Source organism: Psychrobacillus sp. NPDC096623 (assembly GCF_044762655.1).
In the GTDB taxonomy this organism is placed as follows: domain Bacteria; phylum Bacillota; class Bacilli; order Bacillales_A; family Planococcaceae; genus Psychrobacillus.
In genome coordinates this window covers 156,753-169,904 of the sequence record NZ_JBIWER010000001.1, presented here as the reverse complement: position 1 = coordinate 169,904, position 13,152 = coordinate 156,753, and the positions used below count along the sequence as shown (strand labels likewise).

Annotated in this window: 15 protein-coding genes; all 15 read left to right on the top strand. The window is 37.1% G+C overall.

Features of this window, described 5'->3' with window-relative positions; translation table 11 throughout:
- Window positions 1-4 precede the first annotated feature (4 nt).
- The 15 genes from ftsY (at window position 5) to sucD (ending at window position 13,030) form a co-directional block, all read left to right on the top strand.
- Window positions 5-1,027, top strand: a complete 1,023-nt coding sequence (gene ftsY / locus ACIQX2_RS00875; RefSeq protein ID WP_402845991.1) for a signal recognition particle-docking protein FtsY — start codon at window positions 5-7, stop codon at window positions 1,025-1,027.
- 71 nt (window positions 1,028-1,098) lie between these two features.
- Entirely contained in the window at window positions 1,099-1,428 is a 330-nt protein-coding gene (locus ACIQX2_RS00870) for a putative DNA-binding protein (RefSeq protein ID WP_402845989.1), read from the top strand.
- Window positions 1,429-1,441: 13 nt separating this feature from the next.
- A complete protein-coding gene (gene ffh / locus ACIQX2_RS00865; protein ID WP_402845987.1) occupies window positions 1,442-2,797 on the top strand; it encodes a signal recognition particle protein in 1,356 nt (451 codons plus the stop codon).
- Window positions 2,798-2,901: 104 nt separating this feature from the next.
- Window positions 2,902-3,174, top strand: coding sequence for a 30S ribosomal protein S16 (gene rpsP, locus ACIQX2_RS00860; protein WP_093060059.1), 273 nt, complete (start codon window positions 2,902-2,904; stop codon window positions 3,172-3,174).
- Window positions 3,175-3,188: 14 nt separating this feature from the next.
- Window positions 3,189-3,422 (top strand): KH domain-containing protein, encoded by a 234-nt coding sequence (locus ACIQX2_RS00855; protein WP_402845984.1) that lies wholly within the window; start codon window positions 3,189-3,191, stop codon window positions 3,420-3,422.
- Window positions 3,423-3,727: 305 nt separating this feature from the next.
- Window positions 3,728-4,246: a ribosome maturation factor RimM gene (gene rimM, locus ACIQX2_RS00850; RefSeq protein ID WP_402845983.1), complete on the top strand. Its 519-nt coding sequence runs from the start codon at window positions 3,728-3,730 to the stop codon at window positions 4,244-4,246.
- Entirely contained in the window at window positions 4,246-4,974 is a 729-nt protein-coding gene (trmD, locus tag ACIQX2_RS00845; RefSeq protein WP_402847466.1) for a tRNA (guanosine(37)-N1)-methyltransferase TrmD, read from the top strand. Before rimM ends, trmD begins: the two co-directional genes overlap by 1 nt.
- A gap of 276 nt (window positions 4,975-5,250) precedes the next feature.
- A complete protein-coding gene (gene rplS / locus ACIQX2_RS00840) occupies window positions 5,251-5,595 on the top strand; it encodes a 50S ribosomal protein L19 (protein WP_090562635.1) in 345 nt (114 codons plus the stop codon).
- A 761-nt stretch (window positions 5,596-6,356) separates the two neighbouring features.
- Window positions 6,357-6,920 (top strand): signal peptidase I, encoded by a 564-nt coding sequence (gene lepB, locus ACIQX2_RS00835; RefSeq protein ID WP_402845981.1) that lies wholly within the window; start codon window positions 6,357-6,359, stop codon window positions 6,918-6,920.
- A 14-nt stretch (window positions 6,921-6,934) separates the two neighbouring features.
- Entirely contained in the window at window positions 6,935-7,786 is an 852-nt protein-coding gene (gene ylqF / locus ACIQX2_RS00830; protein WP_402845980.1) for a ribosome biogenesis GTPase YlqF, read from the top strand.
- Window positions 7,787-7,914: 128 nt separating this feature from the next.
- The gene (locus ACIQX2_RS00825) at window positions 7,915-8,685 is read left to right on the top strand and encodes a ribonuclease HII (RefSeq protein ID WP_402847465.1); all 771 of its coding nucleotides are present in this window, start codon (window positions 7,915-7,917) and stop codon (window positions 8,683-8,685) included.
- A 4-nt stretch (window positions 8,686-8,689) separates the two neighbouring features.
- Complete coding sequence (locus ACIQX2_RS00820; RefSeq protein ID WP_402845978.1) at window positions 8,690-10,537, top strand: hypothetical protein; 1,848 nt, start codon at window positions 8,690-8,692, stop codon at window positions 10,535-10,537.
- Window positions 10,534-10,818: an EscU/YscU/HrcU family type III secretion system export apparatus switch protein gene (locus ACIQX2_RS00815; protein ID WP_402845976.1), complete on the top strand. Its 285-nt coding sequence runs from the start codon at window positions 10,534-10,536 to the stop codon at window positions 10,816-10,818. The genes ACIQX2_RS00820 and ACIQX2_RS00815 overlap by 4 nt, the downstream gene beginning before the upstream one ends.
- Window positions 10,819-10,948: 130 nt before the next feature.
- Complete coding sequence (gene sucC, locus ACIQX2_RS00810) at window positions 10,949-12,109, top strand: ADP-forming succinate--CoA ligase subunit beta (RefSeq protein ID WP_093060075.1); 1,161 nt, start codon at window positions 10,949-10,951, stop codon at window positions 12,107-12,109.
- A gap of 18 nt (window positions 12,110-12,127) precedes the next feature.
- Window positions 12,128-13,030: a succinate--CoA ligase subunit alpha gene (sucD, locus tag ACIQX2_RS00805; protein ID WP_093060077.1), complete on the top strand. Its 903-nt coding sequence runs from the start codon at window positions 12,128-12,130 to the stop codon at window positions 13,028-13,030.
- Window positions 13,031-13,152 lie beyond the last annotated feature (122 nt).

Below are 13,152 nucleotides of genomic sequence, written 5' to 3'. Positions count from 1 at the left end.
ATATATGAGCTTTTTTAAAAAATTCAAAGAGAAAATGTTAGGGGCTACACCAGAAGCGGAAGAAACAGTTTCGATTACTAACAAGTTTAAAGAAGGTCTTTCTAAAACAAGGAACCAGTTTACTTCAAAGGTAAATGATTTAGTGGCTAAATATCGTAAAGTAGACGAGGACTTTTTTGAAGAACTGGAGGAAATTTTACTTCAAGCAGATGTAGGCTTTGAAACTGTTACAGAATTGATGGATTCTTTACGCTTTGAAGTGCAACGTAAAAATATTAAAGATACTTCGGGGATTCAATCGGTTATCTCAGAGAAATTGGTAGACATTTATAATGCTGGAGAGGACGATATTACAGAGCTTCAGTTAGAAGAAAGTGGATTGTCTGTTATATTATTTGTCGGTGTTAATGGTGTTGGTAAAACGACGACAATTGGCAAGCTTGCTCATCGTTTAAAAGGAGAAGGCAAAAATGTTATGCTTGCAGCAGGGGATACTTTCCGCGCTGGGGCAATTGATCAGCTTCAGGTTTGGGGAGATAGAGTAGGAGTCGAAGTGATTAAACAATCTGAAGGCTCTGATCCAGCAGCTGTTATGTATGATGCTGTAAGAGCAGCGAAATCTCGTGGTGTAGATGTGTTAATCTGTGATACTGCAGGGAGATTGCAAAACAAAGTGAACTTGATGAACGAGCTTGAAAAAATACACCGGGTAATTTCTCGTGAAATTCCAGATGCTCCACATGAAGTGCTACTTGCTCTTGATGCAACTACTGGTCAAAATGCACTTGTGCAAGCACAAACTTTTAAAGAAGTAACAAATGTGACCGGAATTGTATTAACTAAGCTAGATGGTACTGCAAAAGGTGGTATTGTGCTTGCGATACGAAATAAATTGCATATTCCAGTCAAATTTGTTGGTCTAGGTGAACAGATGGATGATTTGCAACCCTTTGATGCTGAGAAGTATGTATACGGACTGTTTGCAGAAGGATTGCATTTAGAAGATGAGGAAGAGTTAGACAAGTAATTTTACTTGACAGATATCTAGTCTATTACTAAAATATAATATGATAAGTGAAATGGTAAGGAGAGATGGGAATGATTGAAAAAACAACTCGCATGAATTTTCTCTTCGATTTTTACCAGGCTTTATTGACAGATAAGCAAAGAAGCTATATGCAACTTTATTATTTAGATGATTTATCTCTTGGAGAAATTGCAGAGGAATATACTATTTCTAGGCAGGCTGTTTATGATAATATACGGCGAACTGAGGCTATGTTAGAAGAATATGAGGAAAAGCTTAGTCTATTTTCTAAATTTCAACATAGAAAAGAAACGGTGGAGCAACTGCTGTCACTTGTGAAAGATCAAACAGCTGAAAAAGAACTGATTCAACTCATTAATCAATTAAAAGAATGGGATTAGGAGGAGAGCGAGCATGGCATTTGAAGGATTAGCTGAGCGACTCCAAGGTACACTTCAGAAAATCAAAGGTAAAGGTAAAGTTTCTGAAGCCGATGTAAAAGAAATGATGAGAGAAGTTCGATATGCACTTCTAGAAGCAGACGTTAACTTAAAAGTAGTAAAAGAATTCGTCAAAAATGTATCGGATCGTGCTGTTGGGCAAGACGTGATGAAGAGTTTAACACCTGGTCAACAGGTCGTTAAAATCGTAAAAGATGAATTGACCGAGTTAATGGGTGGAGAACAAAGCCAAATTTCGTTCTCTACTAGGCCCCCTACGGTTATTATGATGGTCGGTTTGCAAGGTGCAGGTAAAACAACAACAACTGGGAAATTGGCTAATATTCTGCGTAAAAAATATAATAAAAAGCCATTATTAGTTGCTGCAGATATCTATAGACCTGCAGCTGTTCAACAGTTGCAAACTATAGGGAAACAGCTTTCTTTACCTGTGTTTGCATTAGGAACAGAAATTTCACCTGTTGAAATTGTCAAACAGGCGATGGAGCAAGCAAAGGAAGAACATCATGATGTAGTTATAATAGATACTGCAGGACGTCTTCATATTGATGAAACACTTATGCAGGAGTTAAAGGATATTCGTGCGATTAAAGAGCCTGATGAGGTGTTTTTAGTTGTAGATGCAATGACTGGTCAGGATGCAGTCAATGTAGCGAATAATTTTAATGAGGCTATAGGCATTACTGGCGTCGTATTAACGAAGTTAGATGGAGATACACGCGGTGGTGCTGCACTATCTATTCGCTCCGTTACTCAAAAACCGATTAAATTTGTCGGGATGGGAGAAAAAATGGATGCGTTGGAGCCTTTCCACCCGGAACGAATGGCTTCTCGAATTTTAGGTATGGGCGATATGATGTCACTGATCGAAAAAGCCCAGTCAAATGTTGATGAAGAACGTGCGAAGGAATTAGAAGAAAAATTCCGCACGCAGAGTTTTACATTCGATGATTTCTTAGAGCAAATCGGCCAAGTGAAACAAATGGGTCCATTAGACGAAATTCTAAAGATGCTTCCAGGTGCAGGTAAAATCAAAGGGTTGGAAAATGCAAAGGTTGATGAAAAACAGATGGATCGTGTAGAAGCCATCATTTATTCCATGACTACGCAAGAAAAAACAACTCCTGATATTATAAATGGACCAAGAAAAAAGAGAATTGCTAAAGGTTCAGGTACATCTATTCAAGATATAAACAGATTACTAAAACAATTCGAAGACATGAAAAAAATGATGAAACAAATGACCAATATGCAACAAAAAGGCAAGAAAAAGATGAAAATGCCTGGTCTCGATTCATTGTTTAAGTAATTATTCACTAAAAAATATAAGGTGTTAAGAAAAAATACTTTACAAACAAATAAAAGCTTGATAATATATTATCTTGTGTGAAACTATTCGGAGGTGCAATGAAAATGGCAGTTAAAATTCGTTTAAAACGTATCGGAGCAAAAAAAGCTCCTTTCTATCGTATTGTAGTAGCAGACGCTCGCTCACCACGTGATGGTCGTCAAATTGAAACAGTAGGTACTTATAACCCACTTACTAAACCAGCTGAAGTTAAAATTAACGAAGAATTAGCGTTAAAATGGCTTCAAGACGGTGCAAAACCATCTGATACAGTACGTAACTTGTTCTCAGAACAAGGAATTATGGAAAAATTCCATAACGCAAAACTCGGCAAATAATCGGAGGGGACAATGTGAAGCAGCTGATCGAAGCAATCGTTAAACCGATAGTTGATTATCCAGAAAATGTTAGGGTTGAAAAAGAGGAGAGTGTAAACCGTATAGTTTATAAACTTTCTGTTCATCCTGAAGATATGGGAAAAGTAATTGGCAAACAAGGGCGTGTCGCGAAAGCAATTCGTACAATTGTTTACTCAGCAGCAGGCAGTCACCAAAAGAAAAAAACATATGTCGACATATTAGATTAAAGGAAGAACAATTTGTTCTTCCTTTTTTGATAGAACAGAAAATATTATACTTAGTATTTGAATAGCTCCAGACTTGTTTAAGGGACTTGTTAGGATGAATAATTCTGTGATTTCCGTTACAACGCCCTTTCATGTTTCGAAGCTAGCTTAGCGATGCAGAAATAGGTGGAGTCAAAGGAACGAAGGCTAAGTGCGCCACCTCCTGTGGCAACGCCTTCGTGACCAACATCATGTTGGCCACCGCGGGGGGGAGCGTCCGCCCGAAGAGGAATTCAATAGCGTATCTAGAATAGGAGGTAATCTTATTGGAATGGTTTAATGTAGGAAAAATTGTAAATACACATGGTATTTGGGGAGAGGTTCGTGTAATCTCCACTACAGACTTTGCAGACGAACGCTACGAGGTTGGAAGTGAGCTAGCTTTACATAAAGCGGATGGTTCTAAACCAGTAATGGTTAAAGTAGCAAGTCATCGTCAGCATAAGAACTTTGATTTATTAACCTTTGAGGGATACTCCTTGCTGAAGGATGTAGAAGCATTTCGAAATGCAATTTTAAAGGTTTCTGAAAAAAATCTTTCCGATTTAGAAGAAAATGAATTCTATTTTCACGAAATAATAGGTTGTACAGTAGTTTCTACTGAAGGTGAAATGATTGGAACGATAACAGAAATTATTCAAACAGGTGCTAATGACGTTTGGACAGTACGACCGGAAAAAGGCAAAAAAGATCACTATATTCCATATATCGAGGACGTAGTGAAATCTGTTGATATTGAAAACAAGAAAATTACAATTGAAGTATTGGATGGTTTGTTATCATGATGAATATTCACATTCTGTCTCTTTTTCCTGAAATGTTTTCGGGTGTATTTAACTCATCCATTTTGAAAAAGGCGCAAGAGAAGAATGAAGTAGGTATAAATGTTGTGAATTTTCGAGATTACGCAGGTAATAAACATCATCAGGTAGATGACTACCCTTACGGTGGAGGTGCAGGTATGGTATTAAAGCCAGAGCCTATTTTTAGTGCCGTTGAAGCTCTTCCACCGAGTCAGGGTGCAACAAGACGTATTATTCTGTTATGTCCTCAGGGAGAGCGATTTACGCAGAAAAAAGCGGAGGAACTTGCACAGGAAGAAGAACTTGTTTTTATTTGTGGTCATTATGAGGGCTATGATGAACGAATTCGAGAGCATTTAGTGACGGATGAAATTTCCATTGGAGATTTTGTTTTAACAGGTGGAGAACTAGCAGCTATGACGGTTGTGGATAGTGTTGTCAGATTATTACCTAATGTATTAGGTAATGCAGAATCGCATGAAAAAGATTCTTTTTCTACAGGCCTGCTGGAGCATCCTCATTATACTCGTCCAGTTGAATTTCGAGGTTTTAAAGTTCCAGAAGTATTAATGTCTGGAAACCATGCTGCAATTGAGAAATGGCGCAAAGAGCAGTCTTTAAAAAGAACAATTACGCGCAGACCAGATTTATTGGAGCAGATCGTATTAACTTCGGATGAGGAACGTTTGTTAAAAGAAATAAAAGAGTAAGTCAATTTCATTATTATTTTTCAATTTTAAAACACGTATGTATACGCATATCATAGCTTTTTGTGAGAGACTACAGACTCAAGTCGTGCCCGCGGTATGCGTCCATGTAATATGCTTTTATGAAATTATTTAGGATAGTAAATTCATAATAATTATTGCAACCACTCATTAGTTGTGTTATATTTTACTATGTACTTTTATGAAAAGTACTGATTTTGGGTGTTCCGCTGCAACAGCAACTGTGTGTAAGAGCATTCTACAGAAGGAGAGAAAATGATGCAAAACATTATTTCAGAAATCACTAAAGAACAATTACGTTCAGACCTTCCTACTTTCCGTCCTGGTGACACAGTTCGTGTTCACGTTAAGGTTGTTGAGGGAACTCGCGAACGTATCCAAATGTACGAAGGAGTTGTAATTAAACGTCGTGGTGGCGGAATTAGCGAAACTTTCACAGTTCGTAAAATTTCATCCGGTGTTGGTGTTGAACGTACATTCCCTGTACACACACCAAAAATTGCAAACTTAGAAGTTATCCGTCGTGGTAAAGTTCGTCGTGCTAAATTGTACTACTTACGTGACCTACGTGGTAAAGCAGCTCGTATTAAAGAGCGTCGTTAATAGTAAAAGCAAATGTCGTAGCGAAAGTGTTTCCACTTTTGCTACGACATTTTTTTATGCTATAGGAAACAATAAAATCTTTGGTATGTGGATAACTTTCTACAAGTGATTCTCCGTCCAGACTCCAGCGCCTAACCTGTATGAGTTGCTTCAGTCTTTTGAAAAAAGGCTCGCTAAGATAAAAAGATTGGCCAAACTTTTATGATTATCTAAAATTACTTATCCTTTTTAAATTATAAATGTTATCCAATGATAGATGAAGAAAGCAAAATATAATTTATACGATGAAGCTAGAGAAAGACTATTTATTTTTGTGATATTCTATTCAACTTTCCCTATATTAAGTGGCTATTGTTGATTGGATCGCAGGGCGGTGACTCCTGCCGGATTAGCCAAATTTTTCTGTACCGATAGCGAAACGACTGTACATGAGCTGAAGACTCTGGGCTGAGCATAGTGAAAAGCTTTTGGGATGAGCTTGCGTAAGAGCAAGGTAAGCGTCCGCACGGAGTGAAAATCAACGGCATACCTAGTTTTTGGTTTTTAAAGGAACAGGCATCTTTTACCCTGTTTTTCTTATTTTGACTATATATCTAAAACATTTTAAATTAATGGAATTTATATTAAGTGCACATAATAGATTCATTAAAAGGATTTTTTATTTTACGAAAAACACAAACAACGAGAAAAGTGGACAATAGTTTTTGCTTGAAAAGAGTTTTCCTTGTACAATAAAGACAATAACCAAAGGGGGCAAATGGATGGAACAAGTAAAAAAAGAAAAGAATGAATTATGGGAGTGGTCAAAAGCTCTATTAATTGCTTTTGGGCTAGCAGCAATAATTCGCTTCTTTTTATTTACACCAATCGTAGTAGATGGAGAATCAATGATGCCCACTTTAAAAAATGGGGATCGAATGGTTGTTAACAAAATCGGCTATATGGTTGGAGAACCAGACCGCTTTGATATAGTAGTATTTCATGCACCAGAACAAAAAAATTACATAAAGCGTGTAATAGGGCTCCCTGGTGATCATGTAGAGTTCAATAATGACCAATTACTTATCAATGGAAAAGTATTGCCAGAACCATATTTAGAACAGTACAAAAGTCAAATTAGTGAAGGAACTCTTACAGATGATTTCACTTTAGAAGAGACTCCTGCACAACTCAATGAAATCCCTGAAGGTTATATTTTTGTAATGGGAGATAACCGAAGATTTAGTAAAGACAGTCGACATATTGGACTTGTTGCTATTGATGAAGTTATTGGAAATACAAATATTGTTTTTTGGCCTCTGAAAGAAATTGGTTTTGTTAAATAATAAGGAGGTGCAATATGACAATTCAATGGTTTCCTGGTCATATGGCCAAAGCAAGAAGAGAAGTAACTGAAAACTTAAAATTAGTGGATATTGTTTTCGAATTAATCGATGCACGTTTACCGCTATCTTCTAGAAATCCAATGATTGATGATGTAATACATCAGAAAACGAGACTACTCATACTCAATAAAATGGATATGGCAGATGAATCACAAACGAAAAAGTGGATTGCTTATTTTGAGAAAAAAGGGCATCCTGCAGTAGCGATTAACTCTTTAGAAGGAAAAGGGCTCCAAACTGTATTTAAGGCGGCAAAAGAGCTTTTAAAGCCTAAATGGGACCGCATGAAGGACAGAGGCATAAAACCTAGAGCGATACGTGCAATGATTGTTGGAATACCGAATGTGGGCAAATCAACTTTGATTAACCGATTTGCAAAGAAAAACATTGCGAGAACGGGTAATACGCCGGGTGTTACGAAAAAACAGCAATGGATCAAAGTCGAAAGAGAAATTGAATTGTTAGACACACCTGGTATTCTGTGGCCAAAATTCGAGGATCAGCAAGTCGGCTACAAGCTTGCCCTAACTGGTGCTATTAAGGATGCAGTAATCAATATGGAAGATTTAGCAGTGTACGGCTTAAACTTTTTGCAGGACCACTATCCAAAACGGATGGAAGAACGGTATCAATTAAAAGAGGTCAGCGAAGATTTAGTAGTAACATTTGACCATATTGGAAAGCTAAGAAGATGTTATACAAACGGTACCGAAATCGATTATGATCAAGTTTCAGAACTTATAGTTAGAGACGTCCGGAATTTAAATTTAGGTAGATTAACATTTGATTTTGTGGAAGAATATTAAACAGTCATGATACCCTTTTTGCCAACCGGTAAAAAGGGTTTTATCCTTTCTAAAGCATGTGAAATTATTCAATTAAATACATATTTGCCGATACATAGATTAAGTTATAGAAAGATAATGTGAATAAAATGTTAAGTTTAAAAGAGATAAAAGAAAAACTAGAGCAATCAACAGGGGCAGAATCTTGGATTACAGAGTTAGAAAAAGATGAGCGGGTAGGAGCTCGAAAGCTATGGACAAGCTGGAAAAGAAAACAACAGCTGGCGTTATTAGAGCTTGAAGCACATGAAGAAAAAATAAAATTTGATAGTAGTTATTGCTCTCGGACCAATGATTTAGTGGCCGGGGTGGATGAAGCTGGTAGAGGCCCGCTTGCTGGGCCAGTAGTGACAGCCGCTGTAATCCTACCAAATTATATAAAAGAACTAGTTGGCTTAAATGATTCAAAACAATTGTCTAGAAATAAACGAGATGAACTAGCAATAATGATTAAAAAGCATGCTATCGCATACAGTATCCACTTTCAATCTGTCGAAAAAATAGATGAACTGAATATTTATGAAGCAACGAGACAATCAATGACTGAGGTCGTTTTAAACTTAAAAGTAAGACCAAATGTAGTATTGGCAGATGCCATGAAACTACCGATTGACATCGAAACGCATTCCATCATAAAAGGTGACGCAAAAAGCTTGGCAATTGCAGCGGCATCCATATTAGCAAAGACGGCTCGAGACGAATATATGGATCAGTTACACGAGCAATTCCCCATGTATTTGTTTAACAAACATGCAGGCTATGGCACAAAGCTGCATATCGAAATGATTGAGCAATATGGCCCGATTGAGCATCACCGAAAAACATTCGAACCGATCAAATCTATCTTAAGAATGAGGTGATAACTTGACATCCACTACTTTTTCTACCATCCAAACACAAAATGCTTCTGGAACAGCTTCTTTAAAACAAGCACCACTAAGGGAAGGACAAGTGGTTCACGGTACAATTAAAAAATTGTACCCGAACCAAACAGCAGAAGTACAAATAGGAAATCAAAAAGTAATCGCAAAATTAGAGACTCCTTTAAAAGCTGGAGATTCTCATTTTTTTCAAGTAGAAAAAATGGCTCCTGAACTACAGTTAAAAATAGTAACAGGACCACTTACAGAAGGGAAATCATTGGCACAGCAAGGACAGCAATTATTACAGGCGATGAATTTACCAAAAACAACTGAAATGCAAGCAGCTATCCAGTATTTTATTAAACAACAATTACCCGTTTCTAAAGATACACTGATGCAAGTAGAACAACTATTAAAACAGCTTCCAAAAGATATAACGATAAAAGCTGCACTTGAGGCTATTCAAAAAATAGTGGAAATGAAACTGCCTTTAACAGCTACGATGTTGCAGACAGTGATGAGTGGTAAATCAACTGATGGATTGCATTCTGTTTTACAAAATTTCCAATTGCAATTACAGCAGGATCAAACTGTAGTACCAATCTTAAAAAATAATATCCTTCAAAATCTGCAAAAAATAGCAGAACCATTTAATGGGCCAGTTGCTGGAGCGATACTTGGAAAACAGATAGATGTTCTACAAAACGGACAACAACCACTAGCATCACGAATACTAATGCTACAAACTTTGAAGGGTGCCAATGTTTTACCAGCTACTGCAAGCCCTACTAATCCAATTCCTATTACTGGTCAGTCAGCGATGGTAAATTCAGCAGGAGACTTATTATTAAAGTTTGGTCAAGCTGATCCACTAGAAAAAGGTCAAATGTTAGATCAATTACGTAGCTGGATAAATCAACAGCCTTCTTTAACGACAAACCAAAAAAGTGAGATTTTAGCTTTACTCAAAAATGATAATCAGCCTAATCAACTCCAAGTACTTAACAATGCTTTGACAAAAGTATTTGCAGAGCAAAGTCAGCAAGCAATCTTCTCGAAGGATTTGAATGGGCTGACCCCCAAGGACCATTTAGTGTCATTATTAGGTAAAGGATCTACCATGGAAACAGTTGCTCAGACGTTGCAGCAAATAATGAATATAGCTAGTAGTTCCACAAGTAATAATTCGATAATTCAAGCGGAACAACAAGTAATCCAACAGCTAGATGGAAAAGCGTTCGAACATGCAATGAAAGAAGTCTTAAAATCACTTGGATTTGGTTATGAAGCGAAGTTAGCAAATAATAGCGACGAAATAAGACAATTAGCTTCCCAGTTAAAACCACAAATAGTAGAGTTATTACAAAATCAAAGCATTTCTACAGCGGTAAAAGAAAGTGCAGAAGCGGTATTAGTACGAATGAATGGATTACAAATTCTATCGAGTGAAAATGGTCCTCAGCATCAGTTGCTAATGCAGGTTCCCTTAGAGTTTTTAGGTAAAAAAATGGATGCGACACTCGAGTGGAACGGAAGAATGAAAGAGGATGGTAAAATTGACTCTGATTTTGCTAGAATCATGTTTTATTTGCAATTAGATACTTTAAAGGAAACTGTCGTAGATATGCAGGTACAAAATAGAGTGGTTTCCATAACTTTATATAATAATGATACGCAATTGGGATCACTATCTGAAAAGTTTAAAGAAACATTAAAGGTAGGACTATCCTCGGTAGGCTATCAATTATCAGGTATATTCGTCAAAACTTTCGAGGAACAAAAATTGGGCTCTGCATTAAATGCAAAAGCTAACACCTTTGATGTACAAGGAGTAGACATTCGAATATGAAGGAAGAAAGATACACTCGAAAAGAAGCGGTAGCTCTCACATATAATCCTGGGAATAACGATGCGCCTAAAATAGTTGCTAAAGGAAAAGGGAAAATAGCAGAAAATATTTTGGCGAAAGCACAGCAACATAATGTGCCAGTTCAAGAGGATCCAAGTTTAGTTGAACTTCTTGGACAATTAGATATCAATCAATCGATACCTGAGGAGTTGTACCAAGCGGTAGCAGAAGTCTTTGCGTATATTTATAAAATTGATAAGGAAAAAGGTAGTAAATTTTAAACTGCGACACATTATCTGAATATTAGCTGTTTTAGGTAAATATCATACTTTTGTGGACAAGATGTGACACTTTTAATACAATGAGAACGGTAGTAAATTACTTGACATAAGTTTGATTGGAGGATGAAAGATGAATATCCATGAATATCAAGGTAAACAACTCCTTAGACAATATGGCGTAGCAGTTTCTAACGGAATTGTAGCTTTCTCACCTGAAGAGGCAGTGAAAGCAGCAAAAGAATTAGGATCAAGCGTTATTGTTGTTAAAGCTCAAATCCACGCAGGTGGACGTGGTAAAGCTGGTGGAGTAAAAATCGCAAAAAATCTAGATGAGGTACGTGAATACGCGAAGGAACTATTAGGTAAAGTACTTGTTACTCACCAAACTGGTCCTGAAGGTAAAGAGATTAAACGTTTACTTATCGAAGAAGGAAGCGACATTAAGAAGGAATATTATGTAGGTCTAGTTCTAGATCGTTCAACTTCACGTGTAACATTAATGGGCTCTGAAGAAGGCGGTATGGACATTGAAGAAGTGGCTGCAAATACTCCTGAAAAACTTTTCTATGAAGAGATCGATCCAGTTGTAGGCTTAACAGGCTTCCAAGCACGTCGTATGGCATTTAATATGAATATTCCAGCTAAACTTGTGAACAAAGCAGCTAAATTTATGCTTGGATTATATCAAGTTTATAAAGAAAAAGATGCTTCAATTGTTGAAATTAATCCATTAGTAGTAACTGCTGATGACAATGTTTTAGCGCTTGATGCAAAATTCAATTTCGATGGTAACGCATTATATCGTCATAAAGACATTTTAGAAATGCGTGATTATGATGAAGAGGATCCAAAAGAAATCGAAGCTTCAAAATATGACCTTAGCTATATTTCTTTAGATGGAAATATTGGTTGTATGGTTAATGGAGCTGGACTAGCTATGGCAACAATGGATACAATTAGCTATTACGGCGGATCACCCGCAAACTTCCTTGACGTTGGGGGCGGCGCGACTGCTGAAAAAGTTACAGAAGCATTCAAAATCATCCTTTCTGATAAAAACGTAAAAGGTATTTTTGTTAATATCTTCGGTGGAATTATGAAGTGTGACATTATCGCTGAAGGTGTTATTATTGCAGCGAAAGAATTAGGTTTAGAAGTGCCACTTGTAGTTCGTTTAGAAGGTACTAATGTAGATTTAGGTAAAAAATTATTAAATGAATCAGGCTTAAATATCGTTGCAGCAGACTCAATGGCAGACGGTGCTCAAAAAATCGTTAATCTTGTAGGATAAGAAAGGCAGGGACAAAAAGTGAGCGTATATATTAATAAAGATACTAAAGTAATTGTACAAGGAATTACGGGCTCAACTGCTCTTTTCCATACAAAACAAATGTTAGAATATGGAACTAAAATCGTTGCTGGGGTAACACCTGGTAAAGGTGGAACAGAAGTAGAAGGAGTTCCAGTTTTCAATACAGTTGAAGATGCTGTTAAAGCTACTGGCGCAAACGTTTCAGTAATTTACGTTCCAGCACCATTTGCTGCAGATGCAATTTTAGAAGCTGTTGATGCAGACTTAGATATGACTATTTGTATTACAGAGCATATCCCAGTACTAGACATGGTTAACGTAAAACGTTACATGGAAGGTAAGAAAACTCGTCTAGTCGGACCGAACTGCCCAGGTGTAATTACTGCAGATGAATGTAAAATTGGTATTATGCCAGGCTACATTAACACTAAAGGTCATGTAGGAGTTGTTTCACGTTCAGGAACACTAACATATGAAGCAGTTCTTCAATTATCTGACGCAGGTATTGGACAATCTACTTCTGTAGGAATTGGTGGAGATCCTGTTAACGGAACTAACTTCATCGATGTTCTAAAAGAATTCAACGATGACCCAGACACATATGCAGCAGTAATGATCGGGGAAATTGGTGGAACTGCAGAAGAAGAGGCAGCGGAGTGGATCAAAGCAAATATGACAAAACCTGTCATTGGATTCATCGGTGGTCAAACTGCACCTCCTGGTAAACGTATGGGTCATGCAGGAGCTATTATTTCCGGTGGTCAAGGTACTGCAGAAGGTAAAATCAAAGCAATGGAAGCAGCAGGCATGAAGGTTGCAGCAACTCCATCTGTTATTGGTGAAACTTTAATCGAAGCAATTAAAGAAGCAGGTATTTACGATTCTTGTAAAACACATTAATAGAAAAGTACGGCACATCTCTGATGTTGCCGTATTTTTTTAAAAGAAAAAATATATAAAAGTGTAACGTAAACACTGGATTCATGGGTCTTTCGAGAATGAAGAATCCTACTGATTTTCGT